The sequence below is a fragment of the Caenispirillum salinarum genome, from assembly GCF_044803115.1.
GTDB lineage: Bacteria > Pseudomonadota > Alphaproteobacteria > Rhodospirillales > Rhodospirillaceae > Caenispirillum > Caenispirillum salinarum_A.
Window position 1 is genome coordinate 324,827 of the sequence record NZ_CP085224.1, and the last position, 16,698, is coordinate 341,524.

Here is a 16,698-nt window from a genome sequence, read left to right on the forward strand (position 1 = left end):
CGAGTCGCCGCGATTGAGCGCGGGCGGGAGAATGCGCGTCAAGGGCGCCGTTCGCGCCGGTCTCGATGCGCTCGACGGCGGCTTCCTGATGGCCGGAAAACGCGCGGGACGTGGCGGCGCAAGGCCCGACTCGGAAAGCCGGGCCGACGGGCGCCGAGGCGGGAACGGGCCGGCCGCCAAGGGACGCTCGGGCGGCGGTCCCGGCGGACGCGGCGGCGGAAAGCGGGGCGACGGCAGGAAAAAGAAGGCCGCACCGAAATCGCGCCGCCGCACATGGGGCTGGCGGCTCGCCCGCTGGACCCTGGTCGCCGGCATATGGGGCTTCGTCATCGGCCTGGGCGTGCTGGCGTGGTTCGCCTACGACCTGCCGCGCGTCGACGACGTGGAGGCCATGACCCGCCAGCCCGGCGTCACGGTGGTCGCCGCCGACGGCTCGCGGGTGGCCAGCTTCGGCGACGTCTACGGCGCGGTGGTCACCGTGGACGACGTGCCGCCCTACCTGCCCCAGGCCATCCTGGCGACGGAGGACCGGCGGTTCTACGAGCATTTCGGCCTGGACGTCTTCGGCCTGGCGCGCGCCACGATCGCCAACCTGCGCGCCGGGCACGTTGTGCAGGGCGGGTCGACCATCACCCAGCAGGTCGCCAAGAACCTGTTTCTCACGCACGAGCGCACCATCAAGCGCAAGGTGCAGGAGGTGTTGCTGGCCCTGTGGCTGGAGCAGAACTTCACCAAGGACGAAATCCTGACCATCTACATGAACCGCGTCTACCTGGGCGCCGGCGTGCACGGGATGGAAGCCGCGGCGCAACGCTATTTCGACGTCCCGGCCAGGCGCGTGAGCCTCTGGCAGGCGGCCGTGCTGGCCGGGCTGATGAAGGCGCCCAGCCGCTACAATCCCGCCGCCAATCCCGAACTCGCCGCCCGGCGCGGGCGCGAGGTGCTGGGCAACCTGGTGGAGGCCGGATACCTGACGGCCGGGCAGGCCGAGAGGGCCGCCGAGGGGTTGCAGGTGGCGGGGCTGGACCGGGCGCGGCCGGGCCGCTATTTCGCCGATTGGGTGATGGACGACCTGGAGGGCTACATCGGCCGCGTGCAGCAGGACCTGACGGTGGTCACCACGCTGGACCCCGGCATTCAGCGGGCCGCGGAGGATGCCCTGTCGGCGGCTTTGGCGCGCGAGGGCAAGCTTCAGACCGTGGGCCAGGGCGCCGTGGTGGTGCTGGACACCGACGGTGCGGTGCGCGCCATGGTGGGCGGGCGGTCCTACGCCGCCAGTCAGTTCAACCGCGCGACCCAGGCCATGCGCCAGCCGGGCAGCGCCTTCAAGCCCTTCGTCTTCGCGGCGGCGGTGGAGGGCGGGTTGGGCCCGGCCACCGTCATGGCCGATGAACCGGTGACGGTGGACGGCTGGAGCCCGCGCAACTTCGACGGCCGCTATCTCGGCGCCATCACCCTGACCGACGCCATGGCGCGGTCGGTCAACACGGTGGCGGTGAAGGCGGCGCAGGAGGTGGGCGTGGACGCCGTGACCCGGACCGCGCGCCGCTTCGGCGTCACCACGCCCATTTCCGACAACCTGTCCATCGCGCTCGGCACCTCGGAGACGACGCTGCTGGACCTGACGGGCGCCTATGTCCCCTTCGCCAACGGCGGCTGGGGTGTGGTGCCCCACGGCATCGTTGAAATCCGCACCCGTGACGGCCGCGTGCTCTATCGCCGGTCCGGCGGGGGCACGGGGCGCGTCGCGCGGCCGGAGGTGATCTCGGACATGAACACCATGATGACCGCCGTCGTCTCCAATGGCACGGGCTCGGCGGCGGACCTGCCGGGCCGGCCGGAGGCTGGCAAGACCGGCACCAGCCAGGACAGCCGCGACGCCTGGTTCGTGGGCTACACGGCGCATTACGTGACGGGGGTGTGGATGGGCAACGACGACGGCACGCCCACCGCCGGCGTCACCGGCGGCGGCCTCCCGGCCAGGGTCTGGCACAAGGTGATGGATGCGGCGGAGCAGGGGCTGCCGGCACGCGCTCTGCCGTGAGGAGGGAGTTGCGTCCCTCGGCGGGTCCGGCGATGATGGGCCCATGACAGCGGCCATTCGAACCCGCATGGATGTGGTACGCGAGCGCCAGACGGCCGCTCGCCGAGCGCGGGCGGTGGCGGCGGTGCACGCCATCGTCGGCGTACGGGGCGTTGGGGATCGAGACCCGGGTGTTCGGGTCGCTGGCCTCGGGCCGCTTCGGCGTGGCGTCGGACATCGACCTCGCGGTCACTTGCCCGCGCGACCGCAAATGCACCATTGAAAGCCACGCACAAGAGATTGCTGGCGACATTCCGGTGGAGGTCGTCTGTCTGGACGAACTGCTGTCTGGACGAACTGCTGTCTGGACGAACTGCGCGACCCCTGGAAAACCGGCATCCCGACGGAGATGGCCGATGCTGCCGGCCTTCATTGACCTGTTTGCCGATCTCGACGACCTGGTGAAGCCGGAGGCCGGCATGCTGGCGGAGGCGTCCTCATGACACCCCGCTATCCACTGGCATCGCGCCGCGCGTTGCGCTAGCTTGCCGGGCATGGACACGTTGCCGTTCTCCTTGCCGACGTTCGATCGCGGATGGGTGTGGCTGGTGGGCGCCGGGCCGGGGGATCCGGGCCTGCTGACCCTGCTGGCTGCCCATGCGCTCGGCCATGCCGACGTGGTGGTCTATGACGCGCTGGTGGACCAGGGCGCGCTTGCGCTCGCCAATCCGGACGCGGAACTGGTCTACGCCGGCAAGCGGGGCGGAAAGCCCAGCCCCAGGCAGCCCGACATCACCAACAGCCTCATCGCGCTGGCGCTGGAGGGCAAGAAGGTGCTGCGGCTGAAGGGCGGCGATCCCTTCGTCTTCGGGCGCGGCGCGGAGGAAGCGCGCGCGCTGTCGCAGGCGGGGATTCCCTTCCGCGTGGTGCCGGGTGTGACCGCCGGCGTCGGCGGGCTGGCCTATGCCGGCATTCCCGCCACGACGCGCGACACCAACGCCGCCGTCACCTTCGTCACCGGCCATGCCTCCACCGGCGAGGTGCCCGACGGCATCCGCTGGCCGGAGCTGGCCAAGGGCAGCCCGGTCATCGTCTTCTACATGGCGCTCAAGCACCTGCCGACCATCGTCGAGCGGCTGATCGACGGCGGCCGCGACCCCGCCGACAGCGCCGCCGTGGTCGCCAGCGCCGCCACGCCCGAGCAGCGCGTGGTCACGGCCCCGCTCAAGGACCTGGCCGACGCCGCGGCGCGCGAGGGCATCGCCCCGCCGGCCATCGTGGTGGTGGGCAGGACGGTGGATTTCCGCGAACACCTGGACTGGTGGACGCCCGCGCCCGCCGCCGCGCCGCCGTCGACGGCCGTGCGCACGGTGCTGGACGCGGAGGACAAGACGGTCGCACGCGCCGGCTGAACGCGGCGGCGGTTGCGGAATATCATGGCCCCTTCATAGTCTGGGGGTGATGCTGTGGCGCTTCCGGCGGGCGCCACGCGCAGACCAGGACCGCCGGACCACAGGCCATCACAGCCGCTTTCGCAGGACCGCCGACCGTGGACCAGAACGCCCTCATGACATCGCTCGCCGCCGGCCTCAGCCATTGCGAGGCCGTCTTCACCGAGCGCGGCAGCCTGCTCGTCAGCCTGGTCATGGCCGGGCTGATCGGCGGGCTGACCCACTGCACCGGCATGTGCGGCCCCTTCGTCCTAAGCCAGGTCACGAGCCGGCTGGAAAACATCCCGGCCAGCAGGATGCGCGAGTGGCACCGGCTGACGGGCGCCGCACTCCTGCCCTACCAGCTCGGCCGCACCACGACCTACGCCGCCCTGGGCGCGGCGCTGGCGCTGGCCGCCGGGTCGCTGGGCGACATGCAGGGGCTGCGGTGGCTGTCGGCGGGCCTTCTGGCGCTGGCGGCGCTGTTGTTCCTGGGCTACGCCATTCCCAAGCTGAAGATGGCCCTGCCCGGCGGGCGGCAGGCGGAAAGCTGGTGGTCGGCCAAGGTGGGACGCGCCGCCCGGCCGCTGTTCTCCACGCCGACGGGCTGGCGCGGCTATGCGTTGGGGCTGATGCTGGGCTTCATCCCCTGCGGCCTGCTCTATGGCGCGCTGGCGGCGGCGGCCTCCAGCGGCGATCCGGTGGCGGGCGCCTTCGGCATGATCGCCTTCGCGCTGGGCACCATGCCGGCGCTGTTCGGCGTCGGGATCGCCGGCCATCTGGCCGGGCAGCGGTGGAGCGGCCTCGTCGCCAAGGTGGCGCCGGCCCTGTTGCTGCTCAACGCCGGAGTCCTCACATACCTGGCGGTGACCATGGTCGCCTGACGCCCCTCCTTTGCGATCGAAGAGACCTGCCATGAACATGAAGACCGTCCTTGGAATCGTTGCCGCCCTGGTGGTCGTGGTCGCCATCGGCCTGGGACCGCGCCTGGCTCACTGGTTCGGTGTGGCCGTGCCCGGCGCCTCGACCAGCGAGACCACCGCCGCCGTCTCCATCGGCGGCCCGTTCGAGCTGGTGAATGGCGCCGGCGAGACCGTCACCGACAAGGATTTCCGGGGCAAATGGATGCTGGTCTACTTCGGCTACACCTTCTGCCCCGACGTCTGCCCCACCAGCCTGGGCACCGTGGCCGCCGCGCTGGACGGCCTGGACCCGGAGACGGTGGAGAAGATCACGCCGGTGTTCATCACCGTCGATCCCGAGCGCGACACGCCCGAGGCGGTGGGCAAGTACGTTTCGCACTTCCACCCGGACATGGTGGGCCTGACGGGCTCGCCGGAGCAGGTGGACGCGGCCGTGAAGGTCTACCGTGCCTACTACAAGAAGCAGCCGCAGGAGGACGGGCCATACCTCATGGATCATTCCTCCGTCACCTATTTGATGAACCCCGAGGGCGACTTCGTGCGCCATTTCAGCCACGGCGTCCCGCCCGACGCCATGGCCGACGGCCTGCGCGAGGCCATGGGCGTGCCCGGGGCGTAAGGACCAGAGCGTCGTGATTCCAGGCCTCATCATCGCCGCGCCCTCCAGCGGCGGCGGCAAGACGACGCTGACCCTCGGCCTGCTGCGTGCGCTGGCGCGGCGGGGGGCTGCGCCGGTGTCCGCCAAGGTGGGGCCCGACTACATCGACCCCGCCTTTCACGCCGCCGCGTCGGGTGCGCCCTGCCTGAACCTGGACACCTGGGCCATGGCCCCCGCGCGGATCGCCACGCAGCTCGACCGTCAGGCGCGGCGCGGGCGGCTGCTGGTGGTGGAAGGCGTCATGGGCCTGTTCGACGGCGCGCCGGCCGACGGCGTGGGCGGCGACGGCTCGACGGCGTCGCTGGCGGCGCTGACGGGGCTGCCGGTGGTGCTGGTGGTGGATGCCTCCGGCCAGGCGGCCAGCGCGGCGGCGGTGGTGCGCGGCTTCGCCTCCCACCGGCCGGATGTGAGCGTCGCGGCGGTGGTCTTCACCAAGGTCGGCCCCGGCCGCCATGCCGACATCCTGCGCAAGGCCATGGCCGACAGCCTGCCGCACATCCCGGTGCTGGGATGCCTGCCGCGCCTGAAGGACCTGGGTCTGCCGAGCCGGCACCTGGGGCTCGTCCAGGCGCTGGAGCACCCGGACCTGCGCGCCTTCCTGGACACCGCCGCCGATGCCGTGGAGGCCCACCTGGACCTGGACGCCCTGACGGCGCTGGCCCGTCACGCCGCCCTGACGCCGCCCGCCGTCGAGGCGACGGCGCCGGGCCACGTGATGCCGCCGTTGGGGGCGCGGATCGCGGTTGCGCGGGATGCGGCGTTCGCCTTCTCCTATCCGGCGCTGCTGGACGACTGGTATGCGCGCGGGGTGACGGTGACGCCCTTCTCGCCGCTGGCCGACGAGGCCCCCGACGGCATGGTCGACGCCATCTATCTGCCCGGCGGCTATCCGGAACTGCACGCCGGGCGGCTGGCGGCCAACCGGCGGTTCCTCAAGGGCCTGGAGAATGCGGCGGCGCGCGGGGCCGCGATCTTCGGGGAGTGCGGCGGCTACATGGTGCTGGGCGAGACGCTCACCGACGCCGCCGGCATCCGGCACCGCATGGCCGGGCTGCTGCCGCTGGAGACCAGCTTCGCGGCGCGCCGGCTGCACCTGGGATACCGCGTCGCAACGCTGCGCGACGACGGGCCGCTGGGACCGTCCGGCGCGTCCTTCCAGGGGCACGAGTTCCACTACGCCACGGTCCTGTCCGAGGATACGGCGCGCGCTGCGCCGCTGTTCGAAACCCGCGACGCCCTGGATGCCGAGCACGGCTCTCAAGGCCTGCGGCGGGGGTCCGTCATGGGCTCTTTCGTGCACCTGATCGCGTCCGCACCCGGCCCCGCCTGAGGCGCGGGCTGTTGCGGAAAGGCCACGCGGGCTGATTTTTGGCCATGCTGCAATGCATCAATCGACTGTTCGTCGACAGTCGGAAGAAGTCGCCCGAAAGACTGAAAATCAAAACGTTAGTGCATTCGGTGCCGACGGACGTTGCAACTTTGCAGCAACCGACAGGACTTTCGTGGCATTCTGGATATTGCGGAAACGTGACGCCTTGTGCATTGATGTTAGCCGTCGAGGGAATTCGGCCACAAAAATAACCCGGCCGCCACGAAGCCAGACCAAGGAAACGGGGATCGGAGAGGCATAGCCAACATGTTGTACCAGTTGCACGAATTCCAGCACGCCGCCATGGCTCCCATGCGGGCGATGGCGCACGCCGTCCACCAGGTCTACAGCAACCCCTGGCTGCCCGTGAGCTACACGCGCGTGGCCAAGACGCTTGTGGCCACCGCCGACGTCTTCGAACGGGCGACACGCAAGTATCCCAAGCCGCACTTCGACCTGCCGACCACCACGGTCGACAACTCCGCCGTGCCGGTGGTGGAGGAGAACGCGCTGGAACTGCCGTTCTGCCACCTCAAGCACTTCAAGCGCATGGGCGTCGACACCGACCATCCGCGCGTGCTGGTGGTCGCGCCGCTGTCGGGCCACTACGCCACCCTGCTGCGGGGCACGGTGGAGGCGCTGCTGCCCGAGCACGACGTCTACATCACCGACTGGATCAATGCGCGCGACGTGCCCCTGTCGGCGGGCAAGTTCTGCCTGGACACCTATGTGGACTATGTCCGCGCCTTCCTGCGCCACCTGGGCCCCAACACCCATGTGATGGCCGTGTGCCAGCCGGCCGTGCCGGTCACCGCCGCCGCGGCGCTGATGGCCGAGGACGAGGAACCGTGCCGTCCGGCGTCGGTGACTCTGATGGGCGGTCCGATCGACACCCGCGCCAACCCGACGGCGGTGAACGACTTCGCCACCGAAAAGGACATGGACTGGTTCCACAACCACGTCATCCACACGGTGCCGGTCCACTACGAGGGCCGCATGCGCAAGGTCTATCCCGGCTTCCTGCAGCTGTCGGGCTTCATGTCCATGAACATGGACCGGCATATGGACGCCCACCTGCGCTACTTCCGCCACCTGATCCGCGGCGACGGCGATTCGGCGGAAGGCCACCGCAAGTTCTACGACGAGTACATGTCGGTGATGGATCTTCCGGCGGAGTTCTACCTCCAGACCATCCGCAAGGTGTTCAAGGAGTGGCAACTGCCGCGCGGAGAGCTTGAAATCGACGGCCGAAAGGTCGATCTTGCGGCGGTGCGCGATATCGCCTTCATGTCCGTCGAGGGCGAGAAGGACGACATCACCGGCGTCGGCCAGACCAAGGCGGTTCACGACCTGCTGGTCAACCTGCCGGAAAGCAAGCAGCGCTACTATCTTCAGCCCAAGGTCGGCCACTACGGCATCTTCAACGGACGCCGGTGGCGCGAGGAAATCCTGCCCCATGTCCGCACCTTCATCCGCGAGCACGACAAGGCCCTTCTGGGAAACGAAGCGGCTTGAGGACATGACCGTCGCAGAGTGGGAATCGCTCTGCGACGGATGCGGAAAGTGCTGCCTGCACAAGCTGCAGGAAGAGGATGACGAGGACGGCACGCTCGGCCCGGTGGAACACACCAACGTCGCGTGCCGTCTGCTCGACGTGGGGACGTGCCGGTGCTCCAGGTACGAGACCCGGTTCCGCTACGTCCCCGACTGCGTCCAGCTGACGCCAGAGGACGTTCGCGGCCTGAACTGGCTGCCCGGCACCTGCGCCTACCGCCTGGTGGCCGAGGGGCAGCCGCTGCCCTGGTGGCATCCGCTGGTCTCGGGCGACCCCGAGACGGTGCACGAGGCCGGCGTGTCGGTGCGCGGCCGCGTCATCAGCGAAACCCGCGCCGGCCCCCTGCAACATCACATCGTCGAATGGCCCGATCTCTGAAGGCGCAAGGCACGCCGACCGTCGTCATCGACGGCCGGACGCTGCCGGTCACCGTCAAAACGGCGGCCAACTCCCGCCGCATGTCCCTGCGCGTCAACGCCATGACGGACGGGCTGCTGGTGGTCATGCCGCCGGGGCTGACCGCGCGCGACGCCCTGCGCTTCGTCCACGACAAGACCGACTGGGTCCGCGCCCGCCTGGCCGACATGCCGCCGCGCGTGCCGTTCGAGCCCGGCCACGCGGTGCCACTGCTGGGCGCGCCGCACGTCATCGCCCATGATCCCGCGGCCCGCCGCGGGGTGTGGGCCGAGGATGGCACCCTCTGGGCCTCAGGCCGGGCCGAGCATGTGCCGCGCCGCGTGCGCGACTTCCTCATGAAGCGCGCCAGGGAGGAAATCGGCCCCCGCGCCCACGCCCACGCCAGGGCGCTGGGGAAGCGCGTGGCGCGGGTGACGGTGCGGGACACGCGCTCGCGCTGGGGCAGCTGTTCCTCGTCGGGCGCCCTGTCGTTCTCGTGGCGGCTGGTGCTGGCGCCCGAACGGGTGCTGGAGTACGTGGTGGTCCACGAGGTCGCCCACATGGTCGAACTCAATCACAGCGACCGCTTCTGGAACCTGGTCACCGAGCTGATGCCCGACAACGCCGCCCCGCGCCACTGGCTGAAGCAGCACGGCACCACCCTGCACCGCTACGGCTGAAGGCGCGGGGCGGCGGCCGGCATCATTCCTCGATCGGCTTGACCTCGATCTCGGCGCAGGCGATGGGCAGGGTCAGCCTAGCCGGCACGTCGGGCAGCGACTGGGCGCTGTCGGGGACGTCCACGCCGTCGGGCAGGCCGTGAATGAAGACCACGCGCTTGTCCAGCGCCAGGGGCGTGCCGTGCGCCTTCTGCAGCGCCTGTTCCAGGGTCTGGATGTCGGCGGTCTCCAGGTACAGCACGCTGCCGTCCTCGTCGGCGCGCGGATAGCCCTTGGCGCCCTTGATGGTCAGCGACGCGGGATCGCCGGTCAGCGGCACCAGCGTCTTGCCGGCGACGGCCTCGGTTTCGATCAGGTCGATCAGGCCGTCATCGTTGGCGTCGGCATCGTCGGTGGGGCAGGTGGCGTCCCCGGGGTTTTCGCCGGTGAACCCGTGGATGTGCGCCATGTGCATGCCCGGCGACACGTCCGAGGCCCCCAGCGACGCGATCAGCCGGCCTTCGTCGGTCGTCTTGAAGGCAACCATGCCGCTCAGGCTGCTGCCGTTCATGGCCTGAAGGGTGCCGAGATAGTCGTGGCGCTGCTGCTGGCCCTGCTGCTGGCCCTGCTGCTGGCCCTGCTGCTGGTTATCCTGCGCGAGCGCCGGCGCCTGCGCGGCGGCGGCAATCAGGGCGAGCACGGCGCCGGTGGCGGCGGACTTGATCATGAACGGCCTCCTGTTGCGGTTTTCCGGTTTCTCACCGGACCAACGGAGGCAGTGGCGCCGGGGCTGCCGGCGCCGGCGTCACTCGAACCCGCCCGGAAGGACAATGTCGCCATCCAAGGCCGTAATCCCCCGGATGCCGACGCCGTGAACCCGCGCGCCGCCAGGCAGTCCGGCCGCATAGTGAACGTGGTGGTGGCCGTGGAAGACCGCTTGCACGCCCAGTTCTGCCGCCACTCCGTCCAGAAAGGCGAATCCGTTGGGGTGTGTCGACGGCGCCTCGTGGGTGACCAGAACGTCGGCCCGCAGCCCCCGCAGGGCGTCCACGTCCTCGTGGAACAGGGTGCCGTGGTGGCGCAGCGGCACGCCCTTGCGCCAGCGCTGGTGATGGGGCAGGGCGGCGGTCATCTCGGCCCGCGAGCGAAAGCGCGGCCGGCCGCCGTTCACCTCCGGGTGCCAGATGCGGCCCCGGAACACCTTGCCCAGCCCCGCCACGCGCACCCCCGCGATCTTCACCACCCGACCGTGGATGTCACCGGGAGTGATGAGGCCGTCGGCGCGGGCCAGCCCGTCCAGCCAGTCTTCTCGGTCGGCGTCGTGGTTGCCGGGAATCCACGCCACGGGAATGCCCGCCTCCAGCAAGGGGGCCAACTCCCGCTCCAGCGGGCGGTCGGGGCAGAGATCGCCCAGGAAGACGATCCCGTCGGGGGCGGCGCCCAGCGCCGCGTCGACCATGGGGCCGAAGACGCCGTGGGGGTCGCCGCAGAACAGCAGCGTGGTCATCGTTCCGGAAATATCGCACAGGCCGGGGGCGCCGACCATGGCATGCGTGCGCGCCTTTGCTTAAGCTGCGCGTTTTCCTGTTGTATGAACAGCCTAGGAGCCGCCGCCATGACCGCCAGCCCCGGCCTCGTCGTCGCCCCCCACGCCCGCGCGTCCGAGGCGGGCGCCGCGATCCTGCGCGAGGGCGGCACGGCGGTGGAGGCGCTGGTTGCCGCCTCCGCCGTCTGCGCCGCCGTGTGGCCGCACATGACGGGGCTGGGCGGCGATGGCGTATGGCTGCTCGCCGGTCCCGACGACGCCGCACCGGCGGTGGTGGAAAGCATCGGCCGGGCCGGCGAGCAGGCGGGGGCGCTGGCCGAGATCCTCCGCGCCGAGGGACTGACCGAGGTGCCGGCGCGCGGCCCCCGCGCCGCGCTCACCGCGCCGGGCACGGTGGCCGGTTGGGCGCGGGCCCTGCGGCACGAGGACGCCGGCCGGCTGCCCCTGTCGCGCCTGTTTGCAGAGGCCGTCGATCTGGCGCGCGACGGTGTCGCGGTCTCGCCCCATCTGGCGGAGGTCCTCGACCGGCTGGAGTCGGAGGCCGCCTCCTGGCCCGGCTTCGCCCAGACGGTGGAGCGCACCGGCGGCACCCTGCGCCAGCCGGCCCTCGCCGCGACGCTGGAGCGGCTGGCCGAGGCGGGGCTGGCGGATTTCTACAGCGGCGAGACCGCGCGGGCGCTGGCCTCGGACCTGGCGGTGGCGGACTGCCCGCTGACCGGCGCCGACCTGTCGTCTCATGCAGCGCGCATGGTGGGCGCGCTGGCCCTGCGCTCGCGCATCGGGTCGGTGTATGCGCCGCCGCCGCCGACCCAGGGGCTGACGGCGCTGATGATGCTGGGGCTGTTCGACCGCCTCCAGGCGCCCGAGCCCGACGGCTTCGACCACTGGCACGGCCTGATCGAGGCCGCCAAGCAGGCGGTGCTGGTGCGCGAGGCTGTGCTCGCCGACCCCGATACCATGAGCGCCGATGCGGCGTCTTTTCTGGGTGCGACCGACCTTGCCATGCGGGCGTCGGACATCGTGCCCAACCTGGCGCTGGGCTGGCCCGTGGACGCGGCGCCGGGCGACACCGTGTTCCTGGCTGCCATCGATGATGCAGGGCGCATGGCCTGCACCCTGCAAAGCCTGTACGCGGAGTTCGGCAGCGGTGTGGTGTCGCCGCAGACGGGGGTCATTCTGCACAACCGCGCGGCGGCCTTCGCCCTGGACGCCGGCAGCCCGCGCGCCGTGGCGCCCGGACGCCTGCCGCCGCACACGCTCAGCCCGGTGATGGCGGTGCTCAAGGACGGCCGGCGCATGATGGCCGGTGCGGCGGGCGGCGACGCCCAGCCCCAGGCGGTGGCGCAGATCCTGGCGCGCCACCTGACCTACCGCCAGCCCCTGGACGAGGCGATGGCGGCTCCGCGCTTCCGTCTGGGCAAGGACGGGCCGGAGGACGCCGACGACGTGAAACTGGAAAACGGCGCCGACCCCCGCGTGGTGGAGGCCCTGCGCGCCGCCGGTCATGCAGTGCGCATGATTGCTGCGCCGAACGCGCTGACGGGCCAGGCCGGTGCCGTGGTCCGTCATCCCGACGGGCGGACGGAAGGCGCCGCCGACCCGCGCGCCGAGGGCTCCGTGGCGGAGGCGTGACCCGCGATGTGTCGGCACAACGTCGACGATTTGTTTACATTGTCTCGACGTTGTGCCGACATGATGACGCGAAGACGCGGATGTTTTCCGCCCCTCAGCCGCCGCTCAGAACGTTGATGATGGCCGCCCGCAGGTCGTGGACGGGCAGGGGCTTGTGCAGCAGCGGGAAGCCGCTGGCCTGGGTGCGGCGGAGGATTTCCGGCGCCGTGTCACCGGTCAGCAGGATGCCCGGGATGGGGCCGCCCAGGCTGTCGCGGACGCGGTGGATGGCGTCGATGCCCGTCATGCCCTCTTCCAGCCGGTAGTCGGAGAGGATCACGTCGGGCACAGAGTTGGCTTCCAGGCAGGCGGCGACGCCCTCGCGGACGTTGCAGCCCGTCAGTACGCGGTAGCCCTGCTGGGTCAGGCTGGCCTCGATGCCCTCCAGGATGTCGGGCTCGTCGTCGATGGCGAGGATCACCACGCCCTGCAGGTCCACGTCCTCCAGGTCCTCGTCGGCGGCCGGGTCGTCCTCAACGGGCTCGGCCAACGGCACGGTGACCGCGAACACCGAGCCCTTGCCCGGCTGCGAGCGGACCGTGACCGGATGCTCCAGCAGGGTCGCCAGGCGGTCGACGATGGCCAGCCCCAGGCCCAGGCCCTCGCGGCGGTTGCGGGCGGCGTTCTCGACCTGATGGAACTCCTGGAAGATCAGCGGGATGTTGGCGTCCTCGATGCCGATGCCGGTGTCCCAGACCTCGATCCGCACGGCGTTGCCGACGCGGCGGGCGCCGAACAGCACGCGGCCCTTCTGGCTGTAGCGGATGGCGTTGGTCAGGAAGTTGCCGACGATGCGCTCCAGCAGCGTCAGGTCGGTGCGCACGGTCAGCCCGGTGCGTACGGTGCGCAGCGTCAGCCCCTTGGACTGGGCGATGGGCCCGTATTCCAGCATCAGCCGGTCGAACAGCCGGCCCAGCGGGAAGACGGTCTCCACCGGCTCCACCATGCCGGCCTCCAGCTTGGATATGTTCAAGAGGCCGTTGAGCAGGTCGCCGAGCGCGGTGGCGGACCGTTCGATCTTGTTGATGATCTCGGTCGAGCCGGGGTCGTGTTCGCGGCCCGTCAGCGCATGGATGAACAGGTTCAGCGCCTGGATGGGCTGGCGGAGGTCGTGGCTGGCGGCAGCCAGGAAGCGCGTCTTGTCGGCGTTGGCCTTTTCCGCCAGCGCGGTCGCCTCTTCCAGGCTGTCCTGGATGCGGCGCATTTCGGTGATGTTGCGCACGCAGACCAGCGCCTCGTCGAAGGCCTTGGCGGCGATGCGGGCGTCGAACCAGCGGGGCGTGCCGTCGTCGGCCGCGGCGGCATACTGTACCCGCTGCGGCAGGCCCGATGCCACGGCGGCCCGCACGCCGGCCAGGATCTGGTCGGCGGTCTGCTCGGGCATCAGGGCGTGCAGGCGCTTGCCTGGCGCGTGGTCGGCCAGGAAGGGCAGGTCCTCGTGGTCCGGCGAGAGGATTTCCCGCAGCGCGCCGTCGGCGTCCACCGTCAGCAGCAGGTCGGGCACGGCCTCGATGATGGCGCGGCTCTGGGCCTGCATTTCGGCCAGGCGCTCGGCGGTACCGGCCAGCTCGGCGCCCTGCTCCTCCAGCGTCGCCTGCACCATCTCAAGCTCCGAGATGGTGGCTTCCAGCGTCTGGCCGCGGAAGATGAGCTGGCGCTCCTTTTCCTTCAGGTCGGTGATGTCGGTCAGCACGGTGACGACGCCGCCGTCGCGGGTGCGCCGTTCCTTGACCAGATAGCTGCGGCCCGAAACGTAGTCCAGCACCCGCTCGCTTTCGGGCTTGCGGCGGTCGCGCAGGAAGCCGTCCACCCATTCGGTGCCGGTCTCCTCCAGCACCAGCTTGCCGGAATCGGCCAGTTGCTGGAGCATGTGGCGCAGGGGCATGCCCGCGACCGGCGGGCCGTCCAGGCCGGTCATCAGCTTGGCGAAGCGGTCGTTGAACATCACCAGCCGCTCGGTCTGGCCCCAGAAGGCGAAGCCGTCGGCGGTGTTGTTGACGCTGTCCTCCAGCCGCAGCTGCACCAGCTTGGACTGGGTGATGTCGCTCCACTGGCCGATGGTGCCGCCGTCGTCGGTGCGGCGGATCTTGACCTGTATCCAGCGCCCGTCGGCCAAGCGCTGCTCCAGCGGCTCGTAGCTGCTCTTGCGGTGGAAGGCGAGCATTTCCGCCAACCACCGGTCGGGCTGGCGGGCGGCCAGTTCGCCGGCGATCTCGCCGTTCTCCAGCTCCAGCCGCAGGATCTCCTCCAGCGTCATGCCGATCAGGTCGTCGGCCAACTGCAGCGACATGTAGGTGTAGCGGAACTGGTGGTTGCACCAGACCAGGCGCTCCTCGGCGTCGAAGGTCGCGAGGCCCACCCGCAGGGCGTCGATGGCGCGGAGAACGTCCGCATGATCCGCCGCAAGCTCCTGGGCTGCGGCGGTGGGAACGGGGGCGGAGGCTGTCACGGTCGGCTCGGGCTCCCTGCTCGGCGGGTCCTTAAGGCGAGGAGTGTACACCTTATGATGCGCCGGGGGCAGGGGGAGGTGACGGGTCGGGGGAAGGGAAAAGCCTCAGGCCGGGCCGGGCGCCAGCCGTCGGGCGGCACCGGGCGCGGCGGGTTCCTGCCCGGCGGCGGCGGCGCGGCGGCCGGTTTCCAAGGCGGGAGCGGTGGTGGGGCGGCACTCGGCCTCGAAAGTGCCGCCGGGCTCGATGCCCAGGACCTCGTACTCGACCAGGCCCGACAGGCGGCCGGAGCGCGCCACCGTGACCTTCTGGGCGCGGATGGTGCCGACCAGGCTGCCCGACAGCAGGGCGTCGTCGGCGCGGGCGTTTCCGGTCAGGGTGCCGTCGCGGTTGACGCTCAGGTGTTGCACGCTGACGTCGCCTTCCACCCGCCCGTCGACGTCAAGCCGTCCCCGGCCGGTCACCGTTCCGGTGACGACGAGATCGGCGGCGAAGAGCGAGTGATCGGCGGTCATGGGCAGTATCCGTGGTCCAGGTCGCGGACGAAACCGAGGGGGGAGGCGGGATGGTCCGAGGGTTGCGGGTCGCGCGCGGGGCGGCGGCCCGCCCGGCGCTCAGGCCGGGCGGGCGTCTTCCGCCTGGCCGCGCACGGCGTCCAGGGCTTCCAGCGGCGACAGGTCCGGACGCACGGCCATGACGGCGCGCACGGCGGCCCGGTGGGCGCCCACGGCGTCGCGCCCGGTCCTGCGGGCGTCGTCCATGGTGCGCTGTATGAGGTTCCTGAGATCCCCGTATTGCATCGTCGCAAATCCTCAAGCGTCGGCGGCGGACCATCGCCCGGCCGCCGGAGTGCATGGTTGTCGATCTGTCGACGGGCTCCGCCTCGTCGCGGGTGTTCGTCCCGATGATAGCGCAGAGACCAAGCCCTACCATGGACGGGAACGCCCGGCCGGTGATGATCGTCACCGGGTATCCGGTCGCGGATAAGACACCGTCTCAAGGCCGCAGGGCAAGGGCCTGTGATTCAATAACAACGGCAGGTGTGGCGAACAGGCAACACAAGCGCTGCAAAAAAGGTGTAGGCGGCCGGGTTCTCCCGTCCGGCGCGCCGAGCGGCATGGCATGGGGCCGCGACTCCGCAGACCGTCGACGCTGTTGCTCCTGATGATGTTTCAGTCCCGCCGCATGGCCGTTTCATCCCCACGGCCCGCGCCGGCGCGGCGGTGGCTCGCGGTGGCGGGGCGGCAGGTCGACGTTGGGCACGCTGCCCGCCCCGCGCAGCTCGCGCGGGCGGGTGACCGTGAAGGCGCGGGTGCGGGAACCGCTCCACAGCGGCACGCCGCGCGCCCGGAACACCGGGATCAGCGCCGCACCGGCGACGAAGCCGCCCATGTGCGCCAGGAAGGCGACGCCGCCCGCGTCCACCGGGGCGTTGGCGCCGGAGATGAACTGCATGAGGAACCAGCCGCCCAGCACGATGAAGGCCGGCACGTTGATGATGCGGATCAGGATGATGATCCACAGGAACACGCGGACGTTGGCGCGCGGGTGCAGGATCAGGTAGGCGCCCAGCACGCCGGCGATGGCGCCCGACGCGCCGACCATGGGAATCTCGGAAAACGGCGCCGGCAGGCTCTGGGCCAGGGCGGCGGCGGTGCCGCACAGCAGGTAGAAGGCGATGAACCGCCCGTGGCCCATGCTGTCCTCGACGTTGTTGCCGAAGATCCACAGGTAGAGCAGGTTGCCGCCCAGGTGCAGCCAGCCGCCGTGCATGAACATGCTGGTCACCACCGTCAACCAGCCGGGGATAACCGCCAGTTCCGGAGGCAGGGTCTTGTTGCCGAACAGCACGGTGGGCACGACCCCGAAGCTGTAGAGGGCGGCGCGCTGCTCCACCGGAGCCAGGCTCTGCTGCCACAGGAACACCAAGACGCAAAGGCCCATGATCGTCCAGGTGACGAAGGGCTTGCGGCGCGTCGGGTTGTCGTCGGCGATGGGCAGAAACAGCATGACCGTAGAGT

Annotated in this window: 16 protein-coding genes; 10 read left to right on the forward strand and 6 right to left on the reverse strand. The window is 70.7% G+C overall.

Translation table 11 applies throughout. The annotated features are described in order from the left end of the window. Window positions 1-31: 31 nt before the first annotated feature. The 9 genes from LG334_RS01540 (at window position 32) to LG334_RS01580 (ending at window position 9,034) form a co-directional block, all read left to right on the forward strand. Window positions 32-2,044 carry a transglycosylase domain-containing protein gene (locus LG334_RS01540; RefSeq protein WP_404382640.1) on the forward strand — a complete coding sequence of 671 codons (2,013 nt, stop codon included), beginning with the start codon at window positions 32-34 and terminating at the stop codon, window positions 2,042-2,044. 152 nt (window positions 2,045-2,196) lie between these two features. Continuing rightward, window positions 2,197-2,526: a nucleotidyltransferase domain-containing protein gene (locus LG334_RS01545; protein ID WP_404382642.1), complete on the forward strand. Its 330-nt coding sequence runs from the start codon at window positions 2,197-2,199 to the stop codon at window positions 2,524-2,526. A 72-nt stretch (window positions 2,527-2,598) separates the two neighbouring features. Beyond that, a complete protein-coding gene (gene cobA / locus LG334_RS01550; protein ID WP_404382644.1) occupies window positions 2,599-3,435 on the forward strand; it encodes a uroporphyrinogen-III C-methyltransferase in 837 nt (278 codons plus the stop codon). Between the two features lie 155 nt (window positions 3,436-3,590). Continuing rightward, window positions 3,591-4,337, forward strand: coding sequence for a sulfite exporter TauE/SafE family protein (locus LG334_RS01555; RefSeq protein WP_404382646.1), 747 nt, complete (start codon window positions 3,591-3,593; stop codon window positions 4,335-4,337). 31 nt (window positions 4,338-4,368) lie between these two features. Further along, window positions 4,369-4,995, forward strand: coding sequence for an SCO family protein (locus LG334_RS01560; RefSeq protein ID WP_404382648.1), 627 nt, complete (start codon window positions 4,369-4,371; stop codon window positions 4,993-4,995). Between the two features lie 13 nt (window positions 4,996-5,008). Then, the gene (locus tag LG334_RS01565) at window positions 5,009-6,364 is read left to right on the forward strand and encodes a cobyrinate a,c-diamide synthase (protein ID WP_404382650.1); all 1,356 of its coding nucleotides are present in this window, start codon (window positions 5,009-5,011) and stop codon (window positions 6,362-6,364) included. A 306-nt stretch (window positions 6,365-6,670) separates the two neighbouring features. Next, window positions 6,671-7,918, forward strand: a complete 1,248-nt coding sequence (locus tag LG334_RS01570) for a polyhydroxyalkanoate depolymerase (RefSeq protein ID WP_404382652.1) — start codon at window positions 6,671-6,673, stop codon at window positions 7,916-7,918. Beyond that, the gene (locus LG334_RS01575) at window positions 7,860-8,336 is read left to right on the forward strand and encodes a YcgN family cysteine cluster protein (RefSeq protein WP_404382654.1); all 477 of its coding nucleotides are present in this window, start codon (window positions 7,860-7,862) and stop codon (window positions 8,334-8,336) included. The genes LG334_RS01570 and LG334_RS01575 overlap by 59 nt, the downstream gene beginning before the upstream one ends. Next, entirely contained in the window at window positions 8,321-9,034 is a 714-nt protein-coding gene (locus tag LG334_RS01580) for a M48 family metallopeptidase (RefSeq protein ID WP_404382656.1), read from the forward strand. The genes LG334_RS01575 and LG334_RS01580 overlap by 16 nt, the downstream gene beginning before the upstream one ends. Before the next feature lie 22 nt (window positions 9,035-9,056). Here LG334_RS01580 and LG334_RS01585 read toward each other — a convergent pair whose 3' ends face one another. Together LG334_RS01585 and LG334_RS01590 are read right to left on the reverse strand one after the other, a co-directional pair. Then, window positions 9,057-9,740 (reverse strand): hypothetical protein, encoded by a 684-nt coding sequence (locus tag LG334_RS01585; protein ID WP_404382658.1) that lies wholly within the window; start codon window positions 9,738-9,740, stop codon window positions 9,057-9,059. A gap of 78 nt (window positions 9,741-9,818) precedes the next feature. Next, window positions 9,819-10,520 carry a metallophosphoesterase gene (locus tag LG334_RS01590; RefSeq protein WP_404382660.1) on the reverse strand — a complete coding sequence of 234 codons (702 nt, stop codon included), beginning with the start codon at window positions 10,518-10,520 and terminating at the stop codon, window positions 9,819-9,821. A gap of 108 nt (window positions 10,521-10,628) precedes the next feature. On the opposite strand from LG334_RS01590, the gene LG334_RS01595 reads away from it, so the two are divergent. After that, window positions 10,629-12,191: a gamma-glutamyltransferase family protein gene (locus tag LG334_RS01595; protein WP_404382662.1), complete on the forward strand. Its 1,563-nt coding sequence runs from the start codon at window positions 10,629-10,631 to the stop codon at window positions 12,189-12,191. Window positions 12,192-12,285: 94 nt separating this feature from the next. Here the strand turns inward: LG334_RS01595 and LG334_RS01600 are convergent, their stop codons facing one another. From LG334_RS01600 to LG334_RS01615, 4 genes are all read right to left on the reverse strand, one after another. Beyond that, complete coding sequence (locus LG334_RS01600) at window positions 12,286-14,679, reverse strand: PAS-domain containing protein (RefSeq protein ID WP_404382664.1); 2,394 nt, start codon at window positions 14,677-14,679, stop codon at window positions 12,286-12,288. A gap of 105 nt (window positions 14,680-14,784) precedes the next feature. Continuing rightward, window positions 14,785-15,192 (reverse strand): polymer-forming cytoskeletal protein, encoded by a 408-nt coding sequence (locus tag LG334_RS01605; RefSeq protein ID WP_404382666.1) that lies wholly within the window; start codon window positions 15,190-15,192, stop codon window positions 14,785-14,787. Window positions 15,193-15,291: 99 nt separating this feature from the next. After that, window positions 15,292-15,477 carry a hypothetical protein gene (locus LG334_RS01610; RefSeq protein WP_404382668.1) on the reverse strand — a complete coding sequence of 62 codons (186 nt, stop codon included), beginning with the start codon at window positions 15,475-15,477 and terminating at the stop codon, window positions 15,292-15,294. Between the two features lie 394 nt (window positions 15,478-15,871). Further along, complete coding sequence (locus LG334_RS01615; protein ID WP_404382670.1) at window positions 15,872-16,687, reverse strand: rhomboid family intramembrane serine protease; 816 nt, start codon at window positions 16,685-16,687, stop codon at window positions 15,872-15,874. Between the last annotated feature and the right edge of the window lie 11 nt (window positions 16,688-16,698).

Bases quoted from the DNA above. Each gene is read 5' to 3' on its own strand.
- LG334_RS01560 (WP_404382648.1), top strand. From the start codon at position 4,369: ATGAACATGAAGACCGTCCTTGGAATCGTTGCCGCCCTGGTGGTCGTG.
- LG334_RS01570 (WP_404382652.1), top strand. From the start codon at position 6,671: ATGTTGTACCAGTTGCACGAATTCCAGCACGCCGCCATGGCTCCCATG.
- LG334_RS01595 (WP_404382662.1), top strand. From the start codon at position 10,629: ATGACCGCCAGCCCCGGCCTCGTCGTCGCCCCCCACGCCCGCGCGTCC.
- LG334_RS01590 (WP_404382660.1), bottom strand. From the start codon at position 10,520: ATGACCACGCTGCTGTTCTGCGGCGACCCCCACGGCGTCTTCGGCCCC.
- LG334_RS01585 (WP_404382658.1), bottom strand. From the start codon at position 9,740: ATGATCAAGTCCGCCGCCACCGGCGCCGTGCTCGCCCTGATTGCCGCC.
- LG334_RS01580 (WP_404382656.1), top strand. From the start codon at position 8,321: ATGGCCCGATCTCTGAAGGCGCAAGGCACGCCGACCGTCGTCATCGAC.
- LG334_RS01615 (WP_404382670.1), bottom strand. From the start codon at position 16,687: ATGCTGTTTCTGCCCATCGCCGACGACAACCCGACGCGCCGCAAGCCC.
- LG334_RS01575 (WP_404382654.1), top strand. From the start codon at position 7,860: ATGTCCGCACCTTCATCCGCGAGCACGACAAGGCCCTTCTGGGAAACG.
- LG334_RS01610 (WP_404382668.1), bottom strand. From the start codon at position 15,477: ATGCAATACGGGGATCTCAGGAACCTCATACAGCGCACCATGGACGAC.
- LG334_RS01555 (WP_404382646.1), top strand. From the start codon at position 3,591: ATGACATCGCTCGCCGCCGGCCTCAGCCATTGCGAGGCCGTCTTCACC.
- LG334_RS01540 (WP_404382640.1), top strand. From the start codon at position 32: ATGCGCGTCAAGGGCGCCGTTCGCGCCGGTCTCGATGCGCTCGACGGC.
- LG334_RS01605 (WP_404382666.1), bottom strand. From the start codon at position 15,192: ATGACCGCCGATCACTCGCTCTTCGCCGCCGATCTCGTCGTCACCGGA.